Consider the following 23,743-nt stretch of genomic DNA (forward strand, 5'->3'; position numbering starts at 1 on the left):
TTTACATCTTCCCCGCATCACCTCTCAGCCCCCTTATGCTATCATTCGCACCTTTGGAGCGCCTGAAGCCTACGGCGCGCATCTCTACCGCTGTCCACTTTCGGCGGAATAACAAGCATTTGTGGTGACAGATGAATAGTGGTTATCTGCGTTTCCCGGACTTTGATCCGGTAATTTTCTCCATCGGACCGGTCTCCCTGCATTGGTACGGCATGATGTACCTGGTGGGCTTTATCTTTGCCATGTGGCTGGCGACGCGTCGCGCGAACCGCCCGAACAGCGGCTGGACGAAAAACGAAGTTGAAAACCTGCTGTATGCAGGCTTCCTCGGGGTCTTCCTCGGTGGGCGCATCGGCTACGTGATGTTCTACAACTTCGACTCTTTCCTGCAGGATCCGCTGTATCTGTTCCGCGTCTGGGACGGCGGGATGTCCTTCCACGGTGGCCTGATCGGCGTGATCGTGGTGATGATTATCTTCGCCAAACGCACCAAGCGGACCTTCTTCCAGGTGTCTGATTTCATTGCGCCGCTGATTCCGTTCGGCCTGGGGTGTGGTCGCCTGGGTAACTTTATCAATGGCGAACTGTGGGGCCGCGTTGATCCGAGCTTCCACTACACTATGCTGTTCCCGGGCTCCCGGGCGGAAGACCTGGCGCTGTTGCCGTCGCATCCGGAATGGCAAACGCTGTTTGATACTTACGGTTCCCTGCCGCGCCACGCGTCGCAGCTGTATGAACTGGCGCTGGAAGGGGTTGTCCTGTTCCTGATCCTGAACTGGTTTATCCGTAAGCCGCGTCCGGCAGGGTCGGTTTCCGGCCTGTTCCTGATTGGCTACGGTCTGTTCCGCATCATCTCTGAATTCTTCCGCCAGCCGGACGCGCAGTTCACCGGTGAATGGGTACAGTACATCAGCATGGGGCAGATTCTTTCGATTCCGATGGTGCTTGCGGGTATCATTATGATGGTCTGGGCGTTTCGCCGTCCGCAGAAACAGATCTCCTGAGGAAGCATGAAACAGTATCTCGAACTGATGCAGAAGGTGCTCGATGAGGGCACCCAGAAAAATGACCGCACCGGCACCGGTACGCTCTCTATTTTTGGCCACCAGATGCGCTTTAACCTGCAAGAAGGTTTCCCGCTGGTGACCACCAAACGCTGCCATCTGCGCTCTATCATCCACGAACTGCTGTGGTTCCTGCAGGGCGACACCAATGTTGCCTACCTGCATGAAAATAACGTCAGCATCTGGGATGAGTGGGCCGATGAGAACGGCAACCTTGGCCCGGTCTACGGCAAACAGTGGCGCGCCTGGCCGACGCCGGATGGCCGTCATATCGACCAGATCACCACCGTCATGAACCAGCTGAAAAACGACCCGGACTCGCGCCGTATCATCGTTTCGGCGTGGAACGTCGGCGAGCTGGATAAGATGGCGCTGGCGCCGTGTCACGCTTTCTTCCAGTTCTACGTGGCAGACGGCAAACTCTCCTGTCAGCTCTACCAGCGCTCTTGCGACGTGTTCCTCGGCCTGCCGTTCAACATTGCCAGCTATGCGCTGCTGGTGCATATGATGGCGCAGCAGTGCGACCTGGAAGTGGGCGACTTCGTCTGGACTGGCGGGGATACCCACCTTTACAGCAACCACATGGAACAGACCGCGCTGCAGCTGACGCGCGAACCGCGCGCGCTGCCGAAGCTGGTGATTAAACGCAAACCTGATTCTATTTTCGACTACCGCTTTGAAGACTTCGAAATCGAAGGCTACGACCCGCATCCGGGTATCAAAGCGCCGGTGGCGATTTAATCTTCCTGACCGAAAAACGGCGCAGCTCTCAGCGCCGTTTTTTATTTTCTGAATGCCGCTTCCCGTTTATTTGTAACCCGCTGCAACTCGTTCACCTTTTTCCGAAGCCCCATGTAAAACGCGTAATCCGCGCTCGCGCTTCGTTGCTCATCGCAGGAAACTGCCGCCATGAACAGAGAACAGGGCTACACCCTTATCGAAACCTTAATCGCCTTGACGCTGGTGCTCATTCTTGGCGCTTCTGGCCTGTATGGCTGGCGCAGCTGGCAGCAAGAACAGCGTTTGTGGCAAACCGCCAGTGCGCTACGGGACTATCTGCTTTATCTGCGTAACGATGCCAACTGGCATAACCGAGACCGTCGGCTACGGGTTAACCACGAAGCGCAGGGCTGGTGCCTCATCGCGGACGATGCGGTACTGGAAGGCTGCCCTACCGGAAACCCGGCTATTTTCAAGCCGCCGTGGACCGAGGTTTCACTCAGCAAAATGACGCCAAACCTGACTTTCTTTGGCCTGCGAAATACCGCGTGGGCGGGGAGCCTGATGGTGTCGAGCGAGGCGGGGAGTTGGACGATTGTTATCTCCAGTTGGGGGCGAATTCGCCTGTGTGAGGGGGCGACATGCTGATGCGAGGTTTCTCATTGCTGGAAGTATTGATCGCCATGGCTATCAGCAGCGTATTGCTGCTTGGCGCGTCACGCTTTCTCCCCGCGCTCCAGCGGGGCGTACTGGCGCAGACTCAGCAGCAAACGCTGGAAGACGATCTCTGGCTGCGAGTGTTCACGGTCGCGAAGCATTTGCAGCGCGCTGGGTACTGTGGGGATGACGACTGCGGCGGCGAAGCGTTGCAGATTGCGCAGCAGGGGCAGTGCGTGATTGCCCGCTGGGATGGCGATAGCAATGGTCTCTGGCAAACATCGCCCGCCGACGAGGCTGACAGCATCGGCTTCCGGCTACAGTCCGGCGTGCTGGAAACGCTACGTGGCGCGACCACCTGCGAGGGAAAAGGTTGGGACAAAATGACCGATCCCGCAGCGCTCACGGTGACGAGCTTTCAGGTGGTGCGCCACACATTTAGCGGTTTTCCGCCCGAGCTTGCTATTACGTTGTCGGCAACCGGTACGCGCGGCGGCAGGGTCACCGCGCAGTACGGCGTGACGGGATACAACCAGTGAATGCCGAGCGCGGCGTTTCGTCGCTGGCCATGGTGCTGATGCTGCTGGTGCTCGGCAGCCTGATGCTACAGGGGCTGAATCAGGCGCAGCGCCAGCGGTTGGCGATGGTGAACGACGAAAGCCTGGCGATACAGCGCACGGCGCAGGCGCATTCGGCGTTGCAGTGGGGGATGCGCCAACCATGGGGAACTGAAGCTGGCGCCCAGTGTATGACCTATGCCGCAGACACCCATGTTTGTCTGCGCTTATTGACCGACGGCAGGTTGTTGCTGATAGCACAAAGCGACGGTTTCTCGCTATGGCAATCGGGGCGTTGGGCCGCCGGTAGCCTTCGGTTTTCAGCCCATGGCTGGAGTGATTTTTGTCCTTTGAAGGAGGCGCTACTATGCCAGATACCCTGAAATCACGCGGTTTTAGCCTGCCCGAGGTGATGCTGGCTATGTTGTTAATGGTAATGGTGGTGACGGCGCTTGGCGGATACTACCGCGCGTTGGCCGCCGGTAACACTCAGCTTAATCAGTATCGTCAGATGTGGCGCTATGCATGGGCGCAAACGCAGCAACAGGCCGTGCCGCTGCCGGAAGGCTGGAACAGCCAGCGGGTACAGACATCGTCACAACGTTGTGTCAGCATCAATGCTACTATTACCACCCCCATGGGCAGGCAAGGGCGTTTAACGCGTCTGCATTGCCCGGTCAGTCAGTAGTCAGGAGCGAATATGTTAAGGGTCTACCACTCCAACCGTCTGGACGTGCTGGAAGCGTTAATGGAATTTATCGTGGAGCAGGACCGGCTGGCTGACCCCTTCGAGCCTGAAATGATCCTCGTGCAGAGTACCGGGATGGCGCAGTGGCTACAGATGACGCTCTCCCAGCGTTTTGGTATCGCCGCTAACATCGATTTCCCGCTGCCCGCGAGCTTTATCTGGGACATGTTTACCCGCGTTTTGCCCGAGATTCCCGGCGAGAGCGCCTTTAATAAGCAAAGCATGAGCTGGAAGCTGATGACGCTGTTGCCGGGCATGCTGGACAACGAGGCTTTTACGCCGCTGCGCCACTATCTGACTGACGATGCCGATAAACGCAAGCTGTTCCAGCTGGCCTCACGCGTGGCCGACCTGTATGACCAGTATCTGGTCTATCGCCCGCAGTGGCTCACGAAGTGGGAAGCCGGAGAGTTAGTGGATGACGTCGGTGAGGCGCAGCAGTGGCAGGCTCCGTTATGGAAAGCGCTGGTGGAGCACACTGCAGCGCTGGGGCAGCCGCAGTGGCACCGCGCCAATCTCTACCAACGCTTTATCGACACGCTGGAAAACAGCAGCGAGAAACCTGACGGGCTGCCGTCGCGGGTGTTTATCTGCGGAATCTCAGCGCTGCCGCCGGTGTATCTGCACGCGCTACAGGCGCTGGGCAAGCATGTGGATATCTACGTGCTGTTCACCAACCCGTGCCGCTATTACTGGGGTGACATTAAAGATCCGGCGTTCCTCGCCCGGCTGATGGCGCGCCAGCGCCGACACTATCGTGAGCAGCGTGAGCTGCCGTTATTCCAGGACGCCAGCAGCGCGCCGGGGCTATTTAACGATAACGGTGAACAGGACGTCGGCAACCCGATGCTGGCCTCCTGGGGCAAACTGGGGCGCGACTATATCTACCTCCTGGCAGGGCTGGAGCGCTATCAGGAGCTGGATGCGTTCGTCGATATCGAGCCGGATAACCTGCTGCACAATCTTCAATACGACGTGCTGGAGCTGAAAAACAGCGCAGTGGCCGGGCGCACCGCTGAAGAGTTTGCCTGGAGCGGCAACAAACGCACCCTGGCCCACGATGACCGCAGCCTGACCGTCCACGTCTGCCACAGCCCGCAGCGCGAGGTGGAAGTATTGCACGACCGTCTGCTGGCGATGCTGGAGGCCGACCCGACGCTGACGCCGCGCGATATCATCGTGATGGTGGCGGACATCGACAGCTACAGCCCGTTTATCCAGGCCGTGTTTGGCAGCGCCACCGGCGAGCGCTATCTGCCTTATGCCATTTCCGACCGCCGCGCCCGTCAGGCGCACCCGGCAATGCAGGCGTTTATTACGCTGCTTTCCCTACCGGACAGCCGCTTTACCAGCGAAGACGTGCTGGCGCTGCTCGACGTCCCGGTACTGGCCGCGCGCTTCAACATTGATGAAGCCGGTTTGCAGCATCTGCGCCAATGGGTCAGCGAATCCGGCGTGCGTTGGGGGATGGACGATGACAACGTGCGCGAACTCGATCTCCCGGCGACCGGGCAGCACACCTGGCGCTTTGGTCTAACGCGCATGCTGCTGGGTTACGCCATGGAAAGCCGCCAGGGCGAGTGGCAGGACGTGCTGCCCTATGATGAATCCAGCGGGCTTATCGCAGAGCTGGTGGGGCATTTGGCTTCGCTGCTCATGCAGCTTAACCGCTGGCGACAGGTGCTGACGCAAGGGCGTTCACTCGAAGAGTGGCTACCGGTGTGCCGCGAAATGCTTAACGACTTCTTCCTGCCGGATCAGGATACCGAAGCGGCGCTAACGCTGATTGAACAGCAGTGGCAGGGGATTATCGCTCAGGGCGTGCAGTCACAATACGCCGGAGAGGTGCCGCTGTCGCTGCTGCGTGATGAGCTGGCTCAGCGTCTGGACCAGGAGCGTATCAGCCAGCGCTTCCTGGCGGGCCCTATCAACATCTGTACCCTGATGCCGATGCGTTCTATTCCGTTCAAAGTAGTGTGCCTGCTGGGCATGAACGATGGTATCTACCCGCGCGCGCTGGCGCCGCTGGGCTTTGACCTGATGAGCCAGAAGCCGCTGCGCGGCGATCGTAGCCGTCGCGACGATGACCGTTACCTGTTCCTCGAAGCCATGATGTCGGCGGAAAAATCGCTTTATATCAGCTACATCGGTCGCTCTATTCAGGATAACAGCGAGCGCTACCCATCGGTGCTGGTGCAGGAACTGCTGGACTATATCGGCCAGAGCCACTGTCTGGAAGGCGATGAGGCGCTGAACTGCGATGAAAGCGAGCGACGGGTCAAGAGTCACATCATGCACCTGCATAGCCGCATGCCGTTCGACGCGGAGAATTACCAGCATGATGAGCGCCAAAGCTATGCTCAGGAATGGCTGGCGGCCGCCAGCCGTCAGGGGGAAGCGCACGGTGAATTTATTCAGCCGCTGGAACCTGTTGAACTGACAACGCTGCCGCTGGAGCAGCTTCAGCGCTTCTGGCGTCATCCGGTTCGTGCCTTCTTCCAGATGCGTTTACAGGTCAATTTCCGTAGCGAAGAGAGTGATATTCCCGACACCGAGCCGTTTACCCTTGAGGGGCTGACCCGCTACCAGCTTAACCAACAGTTGCTCAATACCCTGATTGAAGAGCAGACGCCGGATGTGATGTATCGCCGCTATCGTGCGGCGGGAGAACTGCCCTACGGGCCGTTTGGCGAAATTGCCTGGGAGGCGCAGCGTCAGGAGATGGCCGCGCTGGCGAGCCGGGTCATCGAGTATCGCCGGGAAGGGAAGAGTCTCGAAATAGACCTTGATTGCGACGGGGTTAACATAACCGGATGGTTACCGCAGGTTCAGGAGAATGGGCTGTTGCGCTGGCGGCCATCTTTGCTTAGCGTGGCACAAGGAATGCAACTTTGGCTGGAACACCTTGTCTACTGTGCTAGCGGTGGTTGCGGCGAAAGCCGGCTGTTGCTGCGCAAAGAGGGCGAGTGGTGCTTCCCACCCCTGGCGGCGGATGAAGCGAAAGCGTATCTGTCGCAGCTGGTCGCCGGATACCGCGAGGGCATGTGCCAACCGCTGCTGTTCTTACCTGAAAGCGGAGGTGCGTGGATAAAAGCCTGTTACGATGCCCAAAATGATGCCATCTTAAGGGACGAGGAAACGCAGCAAAAAGCACGCAGCAAGTTTATGCAGGTGTATGAAGGCAATATGGTGGTGAGCGGCGAAGGGGCCGATGTCTGGTATCAGCGCCTGTGGCGTACCCTGGAACCCGCGCAGTATGAGGCGATTATCGAGCAAACGACGCCGTATCTGCTGCCGCTATTTCGTTTTCAGCAGTCATAGTTGCTGTATAAAAATTGCGCAATCTGAGTTGTTCATTTACTATGCGCAACGCGTCACGGACCGATGAGTGGCAGCCGCCAGATCCATTTGTCTGGCCGGGAGCTGCCCGCACAAGCATTAAGATTCAGCAGTATTTGTTAATGGTGAGGTCCGTGAATGCCCCGCAGTATCTGGTTGAGTATTGTAGTTTTTGTCACCGCCTTTTGGGCGACCGTAGGTCAGGCAGACACCGGATGGCAACCGATTCAGGAAACCATCCGTAAAAGCGAAAAAGATACCCGTCAATATCAGGCGATTACGCTGGATAACAAGATGGTCGTGCTGTTGGTATCCGATCCGCAGGCGGTGAAATCGCTGTCGGCGCTGGTGGTACCGGTTGGTTCGCTGGAAGATCCTGATTCGCATCCGGGCCTTGCGCATTTCCTTGAACATATGACGTTGATGGGCTCGAAGCACTACCCGCAGCCCGATAGCCTCTCGGAATTCCTCAAGCTGCACGGCGGCAGCCACAATGCCAGCACCGCGCCGTATCGCACCGCCTTCTACCTTGAAGTCGAAAACGATGCCTTGCAGGGGGCCGTTGACCGTCTGGCGGATGCCATTGCTGAACCGCTGCTGGATAAAAAATACGCCGACCGCGAACGTAACGCGGTAAACGCTGAGCTGACCATGGCGCGCAGCCGCGACGGTATGCGTATGGCACAGGTTAGCGCTGAAACCATCAACCCGGCGCACCCCGGCGCGCGCTTCTCTGGCGGCAACCTGGAAACGCTGAGCGACAAGCCGAATAGCCCGGTGTATGAATCGCTGCTGGCCTTCCGCGACAAATACTACTCCGCCAACCTGATGAAGGCGGTGATTTACAGTAATAAACCGCTGCCGGAGCTGGCGCAGATTGCGGCACAAACCTATGGCCGCGTGCCGAATAAATCTATCAAGCGCCCGGAAATTACCGTTCCGGTGGTCACCGACGCGCAGAAGGGCATCGTTATCCACTACGTACCCGCGCTGCCGCGTAAAGTGCTGCGCGTCGAGTTCCGTATTGATAACAACTCGGCCCAGTTCCGCAGCAAAACCGATGAGCTCATCACCTACCTTATCGGTAACCGCACGCCGGGCACGCTGTCTGACTGGCTGCAAAAGCAGGGGCTGGTTGAAGGCATTCGCGCCGATTCCGACCCGGTCGTTAACGGCAACAGCGGCGTGCTGGCAATCTCCGCCACCTTAACCGACAAGGGCCTTGCTAACCGGGATCAGGTGGTGGCGGCTATCTTTAGCTACCTCGACATGCTGCGCCAGAAGGGCGTCGACAAAAGCTACTTTGATGAACTGGCTCACGTGCTGGACCTCGACTTCCGCTATCCGTCGATTAACCGCGATATGGACTACGTCGAATGGTTGGCGGACACCATGATTCGCGTGCCGGTCGAACACACGCTCGATGCGGTGAACATTGCCGATCGTTACGATGCGCAGGCGATAAAAGATCGCCTGGCGATGATGACGCCGCAGAATGCGCGTATCTGGTACATCAGCCCGAAAGAGCCGCATAACAAGACGGCTTACTTTGTTGATGCGCCGTATCAGGTCGATAAAATCAGCGCGGAGACGTTCGCGAAGTGGCAGAAAGCGGCCGACGACATCACGCTGAATCTGCCGCAACTGAACCCGTATATCCCCGATGACTTCACGCTGATCAAGAACGAAAAAAGCTACGCGCATCCGGAGCTGATTATCGACGAACCAAATCTGCGTCTGGTCTATATGCCGAGCCGCTATTTTGCGTCTGAACCGAAGGCCGATATCACCATGATCCTGCGTAACCCGCAGGCGATGGATAGCGCCAAAAATCAGGTGATGTTCGCTCTCAACGACTATCTGGCGGGCATTGCGCTCGACCAGCTCAGCAACCAGGCCGCCGTCGGCGGGATCAGCTTCTCGACCGGCGCCAACAACGGCCTGATGCTTAACGCCAACGGTTACACCCAGCGTCTGCCGCAGCTGTTTGGTGCGCTGTTAGAAGGTTATTTCAGCTATACGCCGACCGAAGATCAGCTTGAGCAGGCAAAATCCTGGTACAAGCAGATGATGGACTCGGCGGATAAAGGCAAAGCCTACGAACAGGCGATTATGCCGGTGCAGATGGTGTCGCAGGTGCCCTATTTCCAGCGCGAGGACCGCAAGGCGCTGCTGCCGTCGATCACGCTGAAAGAGGTGATGGCCTACCGCGATCAACTGAAAACCGGCGGACGCCCGGAGTTTATGGTAATTGGCAACCTGAGCGCTGAGCAGTCGACGACGCTGGCGCGCGGTATCCAGTCGCAGCTTGGCGCTAACGGTAACGAATGGTGCCGTAACAAAGATGTGCTGGTGGAAAAACAGCAGAACGCCATCTTTGAAAAAGCGGGCAACAGTACCGACTCGGCGCTGGCGGCGGTGTTTGTCCCGCCGAACGTGGATGAGTTCTCCAGCTCGGCGGCAAGCGCCATGCTGGCGCAGATTGTCCAGCCGTGGTTCTACAATCAGCTGCGTACTGAAGAACAGCTTGGCTACGCCGTGTTTGCCTTTTCGATGAACATTGGCCGTCAGTGGGGCATGGGCTTCCTGCTGCAAAGCAATGACAAACAGCCGGCGTTCCTGTGGCAACGTTTCAAAGCCTTCTTCCCGACCGCCGAGCAAAAGCTGCGGGCGATGAAGCCGGAAGAGTTCGCGCAGCTGCAGCAGGCGGTGATCGCCGACATGCTGCAAGCGCCGCAAACGCTCGGTGATGAAGCCTCACAGCTGAGCAAAGATTTCGATCGCGGTAATATGGCCTTTGATTCACGTGCTAAAGTAGTGGCCCAGATTAAGCTGTTAACGCCGCAGAAGCTGGCTGATTTCTTCCACCAGACCGTCGTTGCGCCACAGGGCATGACGGTGCTGTCGCAGGTTTCCGGCAGCCAGAATGGTAAGACGGACTATGCGCACCCGGAAGGCTGGAAGGTATGGGAGAGCATTAGCGCGTTGCAGCAAACCTTACCGATAAGACGAGAGAACGAATGACCGTAACTGCTGAGTCCCTTAATCCCCTGCGTTTGCCCCTCTACGGTGAGCGCCTGATTGAAGCCTCAGCGGGCACCGGAAAAACCTTCACCATCGCCGCACTCTACCTGCGGCTTCTGCTGGGGCTGGGCGGCGAGGCCGCCTTTCCCCGGCCGGTCAACGTCGAAGAGCTGCTGGTGGTGACCTTCACCGAGGCGGCAACTGAAGAACTGCGCGGGCGTATTCGCAGCAACATTCATGAACTGCGCGTCGCCTGTCTGCGTAACGCCACCGACAACCCGCTGTATGCCAGCCTGCTGGCGGAAATCGACGATCCTCAACAGGCGGCGAACGTCCTTCTGCTGGCTGAACGGCAGATGGATGACGCCGCGGTCTTTACCATCCACGGTTTCTGTCAGCGCATGCTTAGCCTCAATGCTTTTGAGTCGGGGATGCTGTTCGAACAGCAACTGATTGAAGATGAATCTCAGCTGCGCTATCAGGCCTGCGCCGACTTCTGGCGACGTCACTGCTACCCGCTGAACCGCGAAATTGCGCAGGTGATCGTCGAGTCCTGGAAAGGGCCGCAGGATCTGCTGAAATCGATCGACCGTTATCTGCAAGGGGAGGCGCCGCAGCTGAAGATGCCGCTCAGTGCGACCGAAACGCTGGAATCACGTCATCAGCAGATCCTCGCGCAGATTGGCGACATCAAACAGCAGTGGCTGGCTGCGGTCGGCGATCTTGAACCGCTGCTGGAAAACTCGGGTATCGATCGTCGCAAATTCAACCGCGGCAACCAGGGCAAGTGGATCGACAAGATCAGCGCCTGGGCGCAGGAAGAGAGCAAAAACTACCAGCTCCCCGATGCGCTGGAAAAATTCAGCCAGTCGTTCCTGGCTGAACGCACCAAAGCGGGCGGAGAAGTGCCAACGCACCCGCTGTTCAGCGCCATTGAGCGTCTACTGGACTCGCCGCTCACACTCAACGACCTGGTGATTGCCCAGGCGATGAAAGAGATTCGTGAGGCGGTAGCCCGCGAGAAGCGCCGCCGCGGCGAGTTGGGCTTTGACGATATGCTAAGCCGCCTTGATGAAGCGCTGGAGAGCGAAAGCGGCGAGGCGTTAGCCGCCGCCATTCGACAGCGTTTTCCGGTGGCGATGATCGATGAATTCCAGGATACCGACCCGCAGCAGTACCGTATTTTCCGCCGCATCTGGCGCCAACAGCCGGAGACCGCGTTGCTGCTGATTGGCGACCCGAAGCAGGCGATCTACGCTTTCCGCGGCGCCGATATCTTTACCTACATGCGTGCGCGCAGCGATGTGGCGGCGCACTATACGCTCGATACTAACTGGCGTTCCGCGCCGGGCATGGTGGCAAGCGTCAACCGCCTGTTTGGGCAGGTTGATAACCCCTTTATGTTCCGCGATATTCCGTTCCTGCCGGTCAAATCCGCCGAGAAAAATGCCTCGCTACGTTTTGAGGTTGACGGCGAAAATCAACCGGCAATGAACCTCTGTCTGATGCCTGGTGAGGGCGTTAGCGCGGGCGACTACCAGATTTTTATGGCCCAGCAGTGCGCGGCGCAGATTCGCGACTGGCTCACCGGCGGCCAACGCGGCACGGCGCTGCTGTGGCGCGGCGACAGCGCGCGTCCGGTGCAGGCCTCAGACATTACCGTGCTGGTGCGTAACCGCCAGGAAGCCTCGTTGATTCGCGATGCGCTGAATGCGCTGGCTATTCCGTCGGTGTATCTTTCCAACCGCGACAGCGTATTCGAAACCCCGGAAGCGCAGGAGCTTTTGTGGGTGCTGCAGGCGGTGCTGACGCCGGAGCGGGAAAATACCCTGCGCAGCGCGCTGGCGACGGCGATGTTTGGCCTGAACGCGCGGGACATTGAGCAGCTGAATCAGGATGAGCACGCCTGGGATGCGCTGGTGGAGGAGTTCAGCGACTATCGGCTTATCTGGCAGCGCCGCGGTGTGATGCCGATGATTCGTGCCCTGATGAATGCGCGCTCCCTCGCGGAAAACCTGCTCGCCACTCACGGCGGCGAACGGCGTTTAACCGATATTCTGCATCTTAGCGAGCTGCTACAAGAAGCGGCCACCGGGCTTGAGAGCGAGCACGCGCTGGTACGCTGGCTGAACCAGCAAATCGCCGAGCCGGACACCAACGCTTCCAGCCAGCAAATGCGTCTGGAGAGCGACAAACACCTGGTGCAGATTGTCACCATTCACAAGTCGAAAGGGCTGGAATATCCGCTGGTCTGGCTGCCGTTTATCGCCCGTTTTCGTAAAGAGAAGCAGGCGTTCTATCACGATCGGGAATCCTTCGCGGCGGTGCTGGATCTTAACGAAAGCGATGAAAGCCTGGAGTTGGCGGAGGCCGAGCGTCTGGCAGAAGACCTGCGCCTGCTGTACGTCGCCTTAACCCGCGCCGTGTGGCACTGTAGCCTGGGGCTGGCGGCGCTCACCGCGCGGCGCAGCGATAAACCGACCGATACCGAACTCCATCACAGCGCGCCGGGAAGGTTGATGCAGAAAGGCGAGGTACTCGACGCCGCGGGTCTGGAAGCCTGTCTGCGTGCGCTGTGCGATGAGCACATTGCGCTGACGCTGGCGACAGCGCCCGACGACGCGCGTTGGCAGGCCACTCAGGCACAAATGCCTGAACTGGCGGCGCGTCAGGTGCTGCGTCGCGTCGTGGACGACTGGCGAGTCACCAGCTATTCCGGCCTGCAACAACGCGGCCACAGCGTGGCGCAGGATCTGCTGCCGCGTCTGGATATTGACGCCGCCGGCGCACAGGAAACGCTGCCGGAACCGACGCTGACGCCGCATAATTTCCCGCGCGGCGCATCGCCGGGGACTTTCCTGCACAGTCTGTTTGAAGACCTCGACTTTACCCAGCCGGTTTCATCCGAGTGGATGCTGGAAAAGCTGCAAAGCAACGGCTTTGGCGAAGAATGGGAGCCGGTGCTGACGGCGTGGATTTCACAAGTGCTGGCCGCGCCGCTGGCGGATACCGGCATTGCGCTTAATCAGTTGAGCGCACAGCAAAAACAGGTGGAAATGGAGTTTTATTTGCCCATCAACCGGCCGCTCGACCCGCTGGCGCTGGATGCCTTAACCCGCCGCTATGACCCGCTTTCGGCAGGCTGCCCTACGCTCGATTTCCGCCAGGTACGCGGCATGCTGAAAGGCTTTATCGACCTGGTGTTCCGCCACGATGGGCGCTACTACCTGCTCGACTACAAGTCCAACTGGCTGGGAGAGAACGGCGAGGCCTACACCCAACAGGCGATGGCCGAAGCGATGCAGTCGCACCGCTACGACTTGCAGTATCAGCTCTATAGCCTGGCGCTACACCGCTATCTGCGCCATCGCATTGCCGATTATGACTATCAACGCCACTTCGGCGGCGTGATTTACCTGTTCCTGCGCGGCGTTGACCGCGACGCGGGGCAGCAAGGGATATTCACTACCCGGCCAGACCCCGCGCTCATTGCGGCCATGGATGCACTGTTTGCCGGAGAAGGCGAGGAGATGGACGCATGAGTCTCGAACAACGTTTGCTGGATGCCGCCGAGCAGCGTCTGCTGCGCCCTCTGGACGTACAGTTTGCGCTGATGGTCGCGCACGATGAGCACCCGGCGGTGATGCTGGCGGCGGCGATGCTCAGCCGCGATACCGGTGAAGGGCACGTGTGCCTGCCTCTGTCGCACCTGAGTGCGACGATGCAGGCGAAAGGGCGCGCGCGTGAATTCTGGCAGCAACTGTTCACCGATGCCGACGCGCCAGAAGACTGGGCTGAGCTGTTGCTGGCTTCTAAGGCCGTGAGTGCCGGTGAACGCCCGTCGCCGCTGATACTGAGCCGTGACCGGCTGTACCTCAACCGCATGTGGCATAACGAGCTGACGGTGGCGCGCTTCTTTAGCGACACCCAGGTTCCGCTGGCGGTAGACGAGGCGCAGCTCCAGCAGACACTGAGCGCGCTGTTCCCCACCAGTGACAACGTCGACTGGCAGAAAGTCGCTGCCGCCGTTGCGCTGACGCGGCGTATTTCGGTGATCTCCGGCGGCCCTGGCACCGGGAAAACCACCACCGTCGCCAAACTGCTGGCGGCGCTGGTACAGATGGCGAATGCCGAAAAACTCCGTATTCGCCTGGCGGCCCCGACGGGTAAAGCGGCTGCGCGCCTTACCGAATCTTTGGGCGCGGCGCTGCGTAAACTGACGCTAAGCGACGCGCATAAAGCGATGCTGCCGACCGAGGCCAGCACGCTGCACCGCCTACTGGGCGCGCAACCCGGCAGCCAGAAAATGCGCTACCACGCGGGCAACCCGCTGCACCTTGATGTGCTGGTGGTCGACGAAGCCTCAATGATCGACCTGCCGATGATGGCGCGGCTGATTGACGCGCTGCCGCCGCACGGGCGAATCATCTTCCTCGGCGACCGCGATCAGCTGGCGTCGGTTGAGGCGGGCGCGGTACTGGGGGATATCTGTAGCTGGGTGAACGCTGGCTATACGCCTGAACGCGCGGCGCAGCTAAGCCGCCTGGTAGGGAGCGACCTCCCGGCGGGTGAAGGCCAAACGGCGGGGGCGCTGCGCGACAGCCTCTGCCTGCTGCGCACCAGCTACCGTTTTGGCAGCGACTCGGGGATTGGGCAACTGGCGGGTGCGGTAAACCGGGGCGATAAAAAGGCCGTTGGCGAGGTCTTCGCCCGCGGCTTTAGCGATATCGAACTTAAACCGCTGCGCGCGACGGATGATTATGCCGCCATGCTCGACGATGCGCGGATGGGCTACGGTCATTATTTACAGCTTTTACGCGAGCAGGCCGAGCCCGCGGAGGTGCTGGCGGCGTTCGGTGAATATCAACTGTTGTGCGCGCTGCGGGAAGGGCCGTGGGGCGTCGGCGGGCTGAATACGCAGTTCGAACAGCTGTTGGAGCGTCATCGCCTGATTCAGCCGCAGCGCCACTCGCGCTGGTATGAAGGTCGCCCGGTGATGATTAGCCGTAACGACAGCGCGCTGGGGCTGTTTAACGGTGATATCGGCGTGGCGTTAGAGCGTGGGCAGGGGATGCGTGTCTGGTTCCCGATGCCGGACGGGACCATTAAATCGGTGCAGCCAAGCCGTCTGCCGGATCACGATACCGCCTGGGCGATGACGGTGCATAAATCGCAGGGTTCCGAGTTTACTCACGCCGCACTGGTACTGCCGACACAGCTGGTGCCGGTGGTTAGCCGTGAGCTGGTCTACACCGCGATTACTCGCGCGAAGTCACGCCTGTCGATGTATGCCGATGAAAATCTGCTGGCTGCGGCGATTGCCACGCGTACAGAACGGCGCAGCGGATTGTCGGTGATATTTGCGGAGATGGCATAGCGGTAAGCGTGGGCACAATGTGTCGCCTTCCCTTTCGAAGGGCTGCTCTTTATACACAAACACCCTGCGACAGTTATTTTTAGGGGGAGGTATATCTGGATTTATCACTCCGTTGCGCTCCTTATTCAGCTCTCGCCACATAAATTGCACGGGCGCATGGAGCGCGCAAGGGGCGGCCAATCGCCGCCGCCCCCTGCACCCCCGGGCTCTGGCGGCAAAATCGCCGCTTCGCGGTGCCCTCAGCTTATCCCTTACGGCTTTCGGGTCGGGCGCGAGGTAACATCCCTGTAAAGCCGCGCCCTCAGCCCACATCCCTGTGGGCTGCCCCGGCCTTCAGGGAACGCTTCGGCGATTTAGACGCCACCAACACCAGTGCGGTCTTTTAGTTAACAGCAAAAACCAGAGCTACTGAAACCGATGAGTCCCCGCTGGAAATCGGCGAGCCGGAGAATGGAAGACAAGGTCAGGACGCCATGGATGGCGGACTGAGGCGAACCGAGACAGGATGTCGAGTTTCGCCGTGCCGCAGGCTGGAGTTCGTAGGTGAGTGCAGTGCGAAGCACCGATTTCCCTGCGGGGCCGCGGGGATTGTCAAGGGGGGCGCGGCCGCCCCCCTTGGCCCGTTCACCGGTGAAAAGACCTCATGTTCCGCCTGACGTAAAGTGAACGGAACCTTTCACCTTACCGACATATAGCTAAGGTCTTGTCCCCTCAAATTTGTGTATAAGAGACAGCCCTTAAAAAGCAGGGGACTATCGGCGCAGCTAGACTAAATCCGCCATCAGCACCTTCGAACGACGCTGATAGTTATAAAGCTGCTTCTTACTCTCCGGCAGCAACTCGACATCAACCGGTTTAAACCCACGCTCCTGGAACCAGTGAATACTGCGGGTGGTCAGCACGAACAGATGATTCAGCCCCATTTGCTTCGCCTGCGCGGTAATGCGCTCAAGGAGCACTTCGCCGCGCGAGGAGCTGCGATAGTCCGGATGCACCGCCACGCAGGCCATTTCGCCAATCTTCTCTTCCGGGAACGGATAGAGTGCGGCACAGGCGATGGTGGTGTTATCGCGTTGAATAATCGTGAACTTGTCGATCTCCATCTCCAGTTGCTCGCGTGAGCGACGCACCAGAATCCCTTGCTGCTCCAGCGGCGCAATCAGGTCGAGGATACCGCCGATATCGTTAATGGTGGCGCGGCGGATCTGCTCGGCGCTCTCCATCACAATTTGCGTACCGATACCGTCGCGTGAGAACAATTCCTGCAACAGCGCGCCGTCTTCCTGATAGCTGATCAGGTGGCTGCGGCGCACGCCGCTACGGCAAGCTTTCACCGCGCCGCGCAGGAAGCGCGCGGTACCGGAAAGGTAGTCGCCTTCCTGTTCCAGCTCTTCGATGCGCGCCTGCGCTTCGTTCGGGAACAGCTCAGGAACGATTTCACCGGCTTCGTTGTAAACGCCCTGCGACGAGCAGAAGCCAATCATCTTCTCGGCCTTCAGCTTAATCGCCAGCTGAGTGGCAATTTCTTCCGAAGTCAGGTTAAAACTTTCGCCGGTGACGGAGACGGCTACCGGCCCCATCAGCACAATGGCGCCGCTGTCGAGCTGGCGGTGGATCGCCTCTTCATCAATACGACGAATACGCCCGCTGTGACAGTAGTCGATACCGTCATCCACGCCCAGCGGCTGGGCGATGATAAAGTTACCGCTGACCACATTGATGTGTGCGCCCTGGAGCGGCGTATTGTTCAGGCTCATCGACAGACGCGCGGTGATATCCAGCTGCAGTTGGCCCGCTGCCTGCTTAACCAGTTCAAGGGTTTTGCTATCGGTGACACGAATGTGTTTATGATAGGTTGGCTGATGCTGATGTTCGGCCAGATTGGCGTCGATTTGCGGACGCGCGCCGTAGACCAGCACCAGGCGGATGCCCAGGCTGTGCAGCAGCCCTATATCATTGACAATGCTTGAAAAGTTCTCATGCTCAATGGCTTCGCCGCCAAGCATGATGACAAACGTCTTGCCCCGATGAGCGTTAATATAGGGGACTGAATGACGAAACCCCTCGACCAGTTCGGTTCTACGTTCCTTCACCACGGCACAACCCTCAATGCATTATTATTCGTAATAAGTGTATTTTTATTCTGTTTTTGCGCTAAACGCAAGCCGGAATTTGCCTAAACATGGGAAAAATCTCCGCCAAATTTCGCTTAACCAACGAATGTTTACCCTTTTATAGATGACAGTTTATTCGCCTTTGGTTAAAGTTTTCGGTCAATCATATTTTGCTTAATTTGAAATCGTCTTTTTTTGCCTGGGATAGAGCATGTCAGGAAGTCAGTCTTTGAGTCGTCGCCGCCTGTTAAAAGGGGCGGGCGCCATGTGGTTGCTAAGTGTCAGTCAGGTTGGTTTCGCTGCCGTCAGTCAGGTGGTGGCCGTCCGCATCTGGCCTGCGTCCAGCTACACGCGCGTTACGGTGGAGTCCAACCGCGTGCTCAAGTATCGGCAGTTTGCGTTGAGCAATCCCGACCGCCTGGTGGTTGATCTTGAAGGGGTGAACCTCAACTCGGTGCTGAAAGGGATGGCGGCGCAGATTCGCGGCGACGATCCGTTCATTAAATCCGCGCGTGTCGGCCAGTTCGACCCACAGACCGTGCGCATGGTGTTTGAGCTGAAGCAGGACGTCAAACCGCAGCTGTTTGCCCTCGCGCCGGTTGCCAACTTTAAAGAACGTCTGGTGATGGATCTCTACCCCGCTAACGCGAACGATGTGCAGGAGGACCCGCTGCTGGCGCTGCTGGAAGAGTACAACAAAGACGGCCTCGAAAAGCAGGTGCCGCCAGCGCAGAGCGGGCCGCAGCCGGGGAAAGCCGGTCGCGATCGGCCAATTGTCATTATGCTTGACCCCGGACACGGCGGTGAAGACTCCGGGGCGGTGGGGCTGTATAAGACGCGGGAAAAAGACGTGGTGCTGCAAATTGCCCGTCGCCTGCGCGCGCTGATTGAGAAAGAAGGCAATATGAAGGCCTACATGACGCGCAACGAAGATATCTTTATTCCGCTGAAGGTGCGGGTGGCCAAAGCCCAGAAACAGCGCGCCGACCTGTTTGTTTCTATTCACGCGGATGCCTTTACCAGCCGCCAGCCGAGCGGCTCATCGGTGTTTGCGCTTTCCACCAAGGGAGCCACCAGTACGGCGGCGAAATACCTCGCGCAGACCCAGAACGCCTCGGACTTGATCGGTGGCGTCAGCAAAAGTGGCGACCGCTACGTCGACCACACCATGTTCGATATGGTGCAATCGCTGACCATCGCCGACAGCCTGAAGTTTGGGAAAGCGGTGCTCAAGAAGATGGGGCAGATTAACAACCTGCATAAAAATCAGGTTGAGCAGGCCGGATTTGCGGTGCTGAAAGCGCCGGATATTCCGTCGATCCTCGTCGAAACGGCGTTTATCAGTAACGTTGAAGAAGAACGCAAGCTGAAAACCGCGAAGTTCCAGCAGGAAGTGGCCGAGTCGATCCTCGCTGGCATTAAGGCCTACTTCGCCGACGGCGCAACGCTGGCGCGGCGCGGGTAACCGGGCGTGTCGCGTCTGAAAAGCGCCCACGGCGGCAATATCCGCGAAGCGGCGGCGCTGATGGGAGTTGCCGCCGACCAACTGCTGGATTTCAGCGCCAACATTAACCCGCTGGGTATGCCTGAAAGCTTAAAACGCGCGATTGTCGCCCAGCTCAGCTGCGCCGAACGTTACCCTGACGTCGAGTATCAGCAGCTGCATCAGGCGCTGGCGGCGCACCATAACGTTCCGCCGACATGGATTCTGGCGGGCAACGGCGAAACCGAATCCATCTTTACGCTCGTCCAGGGGCTGCGCCCACGCCGGGCGATGGTGGTTGCGCCCGGGTTTGCCGAATATCGTCGGGCGCTGGAAACCGTTGATTGCGCCATCGAGACCTTTTTCCTGCGTGAAGAGGACGACTGGCAGCTGACTGAACGTATTCTTCCGGCGCTGACCGCCGAGCTGGACTGCCTGTTTCTTTGCACGCCAAATAACCCTACCGGCCTGCTGCCGGATGGCGCGCTGCTGACGACAATCGCCGAACGCTGTCGCGCGCTGGAAATCGCGCTGGTCCTCGATGAAGCCTTTCTCGATTTTATTCCCGATGAAGCGGGCTTTATCCCACGACTGGCGCAGTATCCGCACGTCTGGGTGCTGCGATCGCTCACCAAATTCTATGCCATTCCCGGCCTTCGGCTGGGCTATTTGCTGAACAGCGATGAACGAGCGGTAGCCAGGCTGCGTCAGCGGCAGATGCCGTGGTCAATCAACGCTTTTGCCGCGCTGGCCGGAGAGGTGGTGCTCAACGATCATGATTATCAACAGGCGACGTTTCGCTGGTTAGCTGACGAAGGCACGCGCTTTTACCGGGCGCTGGGTGAGATTGAGGGGCTGAAGGTGTATCCGGGGCGGGCGAACTACCTTTTCCTGCGCTGCGAGCGAGCGGAGGTTGATCTGCAGTATGCGTTGCTGGAGAAACAGATTCTGATTCGCAGCTGCGCCAACTATCCGGGGCTGGACGGGCGCTACTTCCGCGTGGCGATTCGCAGTCGCCAAGAAAACCAGCGGTTATTGACGGCGCTGCGTCAGGCGCTGGCCTGAACCCCGCCATTCACTGACGCGAGCAGATGCCGCTGCGGCCAGTGCGCCGCCAGGTCGCGCTGTGCCAGTGCCCAGTGCAGATAATCCACATCATGATAGCGACGGTCGAGCATCAGCCCGACCACGCTGCCGCTGTGCGCCACCGTCAGGCCGTACAGGCCACACCTTTCGACAAGTGAAAGCAGCGCCGTAAAACCCGGCTTTGGCAGCAGAGTCTGGCTCGCGACAGCGCTGAGCGTCGCCGCTTCGCCGAGCAGGCTGGGGTTATTGCCCGTGCAGGCGGTTTGTACCTTATCCCATGCCTGTTGCAGCACCCCGGCGTTGGCCTCCAGCGCCGTGCGTCGCGGTAGGCGGTGATAGTCGGCGGTGCGAAGCTGAACCGGGCTCTCCAGCACCAGCAGGTCAAAATGGGGGGCGGGGGCGCAGGCAATCTGGGTTTGGGCATGGTGGTGATCGAAAAGCGTCAGCGCATGAAACAGGGTGCTGTCCGTCGGCTCCAGCGAGACGCACAGCGCCGCCAGTTCAGATTCACTGAGTGAATGTCCCAAATGATGCGCAGTGGCAACGGCAGTGGCGGCAATATCAGCGGTGCTGCTGGCCATCCCTTTTGCCACGGGAATAGTCGAGTCAATCTCAATGCGTAGCGTCTGGCTCAGCGTTGGTGGATAGTCCCAGCGCGCCAGCAGCGTATTGACCATCGCCCGCGCCAGCGGTCGCTCATTGACGAGCGGCACGCCCTCGCGCACTTCCACGGTGCTATACCAGTCTATCGGGCAGGAGACGAGCTTTTCGCTGCCGAGAATCCAGCCCTGAATCAGTTCCCCACCGGAGGCGGGACAGCGCGCCACGCTCATGATTTTCCTTGCCTTGCCAAACGAAATATAACTACCGTAAATAAATATGCCGGTATTGTCATAGCGCAACGAAATCCTTCTTTCGCGGCGCTAGAGTAACCTGCTTTTTATTTTATGCGGGTCGATGTGCCGGCATAAATCTGCAACCAACAGGTTTGGCATAGTATGTGCCAGGGAAGAGGGTGTAAATCCCTCGCAGCCCCCGCTGCTGTAATGCTGACGACCCCGTGAAGACCACTGATCCTGAGGATCGGGAAGGACGGGTGAGGATGACGCTAAGCCAGAAGACCTGCCTGTTGGCCATTCACAACAACTTCGGTGGGAAGTGGGTTGCTTTGAGTCGCACAGTCTTCGGACTGGGCGTGCGCACGGCTATACCCGAGAACCACCCTGAATAGGGTCAGGGTATGGCAGCCAGACAGCACGCATTTATCCTCGCAGGCACCGGCAGCGGCTGTGGTAAAACCACGGTGACGCTCGGCCTGCTGAGGCTGCTTCAGCAGCGCGGCCTGCGCGTTCAGCCCTATAAAGTCGGCCCGGACTACCTCGATACCGGCTGGCATACCGCACTGTGTGGCGTCGCGTCCCGCAATCTCGACGGCTTTATGCTGCCCCCTTCTACGCTCAATGCGCTGTTCGGCGAACAGATGCAGCAGGCCGATATTGCCGTTATTGAAGGCGTGATGGGCCTCTATGATGGTTACGGTACCGACCCCAACTATTGCAGCAGCGCGGCGATGGCTAAACAGCTGGGCTGCCCGGTGATTCTGCTGGTGGACGGTAAGGCGGTCTCCACCTCCATTGCCGCCACGGTGATGGGGTTTCAGCACTTCGACCCGAGCCTGAATATCGCGGGCGTCATCGTCAACTGCGTCAACAGCGATAGCCACTTCCAACTGCTGAAAAACGCCATTGAGCGTTACTGCGACCTGCCGGTGCTCGGCTACGTGCCGCGCGCGGAAGGGGTATCACTGCCGGAACGTCACCTTGGTCTGGTCACCGCCCGAGAATCGCTCATCGATGCGCAGCCGTGGCAGGATTTCGCCGCGACGCTGGAACGGACGCTGGATGTCGATCGTCTGCTGGAGCTGAGCGCGTTGAACACGTTACCGCCGGGCGAGTGGCCGCCGATGCCGGCCAGCGGCGAGGGGCTTACCCTCGCGGTCGCGGATGATGAAGCGTTCAATTTCTACTACCCGGATAATCTTGCGCTGCTGGAACGCGCGGGCGTAACCCTTGTCCGCTTTAGCCCATTGCATGATGCGGTACTTCCCGACTGCCAGATGATCTGGCTCGGCGGCGGCTACCCGGAACTGCACGCCCGAGCGCTTGCCGCCAACGCGCCTATGCTGGCCCAGCTGCGGGCGGCGCATGAGCGCGGCGTGGCGATTTACGCCGAATGCGGCGGCCTGATGTATCTCGGCACCACGCTGGAGGATGCGCAGGGTGAGGTCTACGCCATGGCAAACATTCTCCCCGGCGACAGCAAAATGGGCAAACGTCTCACCCGTTTTGGTTACTGTGAAGCGCAGGCTGAGCAGCAAACGCTGCTTGCCGCGCCCGGCGAAGTGCTGCGTGGTCACGAGTTCCACTACTCTGATTTCACCGCCCGACTCCCGGCGGCGATGGCGTGTCGGAAAACTCGTGATGGCGTCGTGCTTCAGCGATGGCAGGGGGGCTGGCAGCTTGGCAACACGTTTGCCAGCTATCTCCACGTTCACTTTGCCCAGTGCCCCGACATGCTGAACCACTGGTTCGCCGCCGCAAGGAGCGCTCTATGACGCTACTCGCCTGGTGCTGTGCATGGCTGCTCGACTTTCTTATCGGCGATCCGCAGAGCTGGCCGCATCCCGTGCGCTGGATAGGTAACCTGATTCATTTCGTTCAGCGCGTCGTGCGCCGTATTTGTCGCAGCGATCGCGCCCTGCGTATCGGCGGCGGCGTGATGTGGCTGGCGGTGGTAGGGCTGACCTACGGCATCGCCTGGGGCGTACTGCACCTGGCGACGTTGATTCACCCGTGGCTGGGTTGGGGCGTTGAGGTGTGGATGATTTTCACCGTGCTGGCCGGACGCTGCCTGGCCCGCTCTGCGCAGGATGTTGAGCGCCCGCTACGCGTGGGCGACCTGGTCGAGAGCCGAATTAAACTCTCATGGATTGTCGGCCGCGATACTTCACAGCTTCAGCCGGAGCAGATTAACCGTGCGGTGGTGGAGACGGTGGCGGAAAACACCGTTGATGGCATTATCGCGCCGCTATTCTTCCTGCTGCTCGGCGGCGCGCCGCTGGCCATGGCCTACAAAGCCGTCAACACCCTCGATTCGATGGTGGGCTACAAACATGAAAAGTACCGCGCTATCGGCATGGTCAGCGCCCGGCTGGATGATGTCGCCAATTTTATTCCCGCTCGCTTGAGCTGGCTGCTGATAAGCGTAGCCGCATTTCTTTGCCGTTTTGACGGCCCGCGCGCGCTGCGCATCGGCTGGCGTGACCGTTACAACCACAGCAGCCCGAACTGCGCGTGGTCAGAGGCCGCCGTCGCCGGGGCGCTGGGCGTGCGGCTCGGCGGCCCGAACGACTATTTTGGTCAGCGCGTGGAGAAGCCGTGGATCGGCGACGCCCGACGCGCTATCGCCATCGATGACATTTCCCGAACGATACGACTGATGTGGGTGGCCTCCACGCTGGCCCTGCTGCTGTTTATGGCGGTCAGGTACGGATTGATGGGCGCGGCCTGAGGAG

The 23,743-nt window shown here is 59.3% G+C and carries 16 protein-coding genes and 1 riboswitch; of the genes, 14 read left to right on the forward strand and 2 right to left on the reverse strand.

Annotation, left to right across the window (positions count from 1 at the left end; all coding sequences use genetic code 11):
• The first annotated feature begins 131 nt into the window (after positions 1 to 131).
• The 10 genes from lgt (at position 132) to recD (ending at position 15,486) form a co-directional block, all read left to right on the forward strand.
• Positions 132 to 1,004, forward strand: a complete 873-nt coding sequence (gene lgt, locus GY169_RS04710; protein ID WP_064542984.1) for a prolipoprotein diacylglyceryl transferase — start codon at positions 132 to 134, stop codon at positions 1,002 to 1,004.
• A gap of 6 nt (positions 1,005 to 1,010) precedes the next feature.
• Positions 1,011 to 1,805, forward strand: coding sequence for a thymidylate synthase (gene thyA / locus GY169_RS04715; protein ID WP_064542985.1), 795 nt, complete (start codon positions 1,011 to 1,013; stop codon positions 1,803 to 1,805).
• A 168-nt stretch (positions 1,806 to 1,973) separates the two neighbouring features.
• Positions 1,974 to 2,432, forward strand: a complete 459-nt coding sequence (locus GY169_RS04720) for a prepilin peptidase-dependent protein (protein WP_167575094.1) — start codon at positions 1,974 to 1,976, stop codon at positions 2,430 to 2,432.
• Positions 2,426 to 2,980, forward strand: coding sequence for a prepilin peptidase-dependent protein (locus GY169_RS04725; protein WP_167575095.1), 555 nt, complete (start codon positions 2,426 to 2,428; stop codon positions 2,978 to 2,980). The genes GY169_RS04720 and GY169_RS04725 overlap by 7 nt, the downstream gene beginning before the upstream one ends.
• Positions 2,977 to 3,381 carry a DUF2509 family protein gene (locus GY169_RS04730; protein ID WP_167575096.1) on the forward strand — a complete coding sequence of 135 codons (405 nt, stop codon included), beginning with the start codon at positions 2,977 to 2,979 and terminating at the stop codon, positions 3,379 to 3,381. The genes GY169_RS04725 and GY169_RS04730 overlap by 4 nt, the downstream gene beginning before the upstream one ends.
• Positions 3,366 to 3,686, forward strand: a complete 321-nt coding sequence (locus GY169_RS04735; protein ID WP_167575097.1) for a prepilin-type N-terminal cleavage/methylation domain-containing protein — start codon at positions 3,366 to 3,368, stop codon at positions 3,684 to 3,686. Before GY169_RS04730 ends, GY169_RS04735 begins: the two co-directional genes overlap by 16 nt.
• Before the next feature lie 12 nt (positions 3,687 to 3,698).
• On the forward strand, positions 3,699 to 7,067 hold the full coding sequence (gene recC / locus GY169_RS04740) for an exodeoxyribonuclease V subunit gamma (protein ID WP_167575098.1): 3,369 nt from the start codon (positions 3,699 to 3,701) through the stop codon (positions 7,065 to 7,067).
• Between the two features lie 156 nt (positions 7,068 to 7,223).
• The gene (ptrA, locus tag GY169_RS04745; protein WP_167575099.1) at positions 7,224 to 10,109 is read left to right on the forward strand and encodes a pitrilysin; all 2,886 of its coding nucleotides are present in this window, start codon (positions 7,224 to 7,226) and stop codon (positions 10,107 to 10,109) included.
• Positions 10,106 to 13,651, forward strand: a complete 3,546-nt coding sequence (recB, locus tag GY169_RS04750) for an exodeoxyribonuclease V subunit beta (RefSeq protein WP_167575100.1) — start codon at positions 10,106 to 10,108, stop codon at positions 13,649 to 13,651. Before ptrA ends, recB begins: the two co-directional genes overlap by 4 nt.
• On the forward strand, positions 13,648 to 15,486 hold the full coding sequence (gene recD, locus GY169_RS04755) for an exodeoxyribonuclease V subunit alpha (protein ID WP_167575101.1): 1,839 nt from the start codon (positions 13,648 to 13,650) through the stop codon (positions 15,484 to 15,486). The genes recB and recD overlap by 4 nt, the downstream gene beginning before the upstream one ends.
• Positions 15,487 to 16,250: 764 nt before the next feature.
• On the opposite strand, the gene argA is transcribed toward recD, so the two are convergent.
• The gene (gene argA / locus GY169_RS04760) at positions 16,251 to 17,582 is read right to left on the reverse strand and encodes an amino-acid N-acetyltransferase (protein WP_064543002.1); all 1,332 of its coding nucleotides are present in this window, start codon (positions 17,580 to 17,582) and stop codon (positions 16,251 to 16,253) included.
• Positions 17,583 to 17,811: 229 nt separating this feature from the next.
• Between argA and amiC the strand changes: the two genes are divergently transcribed.
• Complete coding sequence (gene amiC / locus GY169_RS04765; protein ID WP_167575102.1) at positions 17,812 to 19,065, forward strand: N-acetylmuramoyl-L-alanine amidase AmiC; 1,254 nt, start codon at positions 17,812 to 17,814, stop codon at positions 19,063 to 19,065.
• Positions 19,066 to 19,071: 6 nt separating this feature from the next.
• Positions 19,072 to 20,148 (forward strand): threonine-phosphate decarboxylase CobD, encoded by a 1,077-nt coding sequence (cobD, locus tag GY169_RS04770; RefSeq protein WP_167575103.1) that lies wholly within the window; start codon positions 19,072 to 19,074, stop codon positions 20,146 to 20,148.
• Here cobD and GY169_RS04775 read toward each other — a convergent pair.
• Positions 20,133 to 21,002, reverse strand: coding sequence for an L-threonine kinase (locus GY169_RS04775; protein ID WP_167575104.1), 870 nt, complete (start codon positions 21,000 to 21,002; stop codon positions 20,133 to 20,135). The two genes, cobD and GY169_RS04775, sit on opposite strands and share 16 nt — an antisense overlap.
• A 134-nt stretch (positions 21,003 to 21,136) precedes the next feature.
• Positions 21,137 to 21,314: riboswitch (cobalamin riboswitch) on the forward strand.
• Positions 21,315 to 21,409: 95 nt separating this feature from the next.
• Here GY169_RS04775 and GY169_RS04780 point away from each other — a divergent pair.
• Together GY169_RS04780 and cbiB are read left to right on the forward strand one after the other, a co-directional pair.
• Positions 21,410 to 22,783, forward strand: coding sequence for a cobyrinate a,c-diamide synthase (locus GY169_RS04780; protein WP_167575105.1), 1,374 nt, complete (start codon positions 21,410 to 21,412; stop codon positions 22,781 to 22,783).
• The gene (cbiB, locus tag GY169_RS04785; RefSeq protein ID WP_167575106.1) at positions 22,780 to 23,739 is read left to right on the forward strand and encodes an adenosylcobinamide-phosphate synthase CbiB; all 960 of its coding nucleotides are present in this window, start codon (positions 22,780 to 22,782) and stop codon (positions 23,737 to 23,739) included. The genes GY169_RS04780 and cbiB overlap by 4 nt, the downstream gene beginning before the upstream one ends.
• Positions 23,740 to 23,743 lie beyond the last annotated feature (4 nt).

The organism is Kluyvera genomosp. 3, assembly GCF_011765685.1.
Lineage (GTDB): Bacteria > Pseudomonadota > Gammaproteobacteria > Enterobacterales > Enterobacteriaceae > Kluyvera > Kluyvera georgiana_A.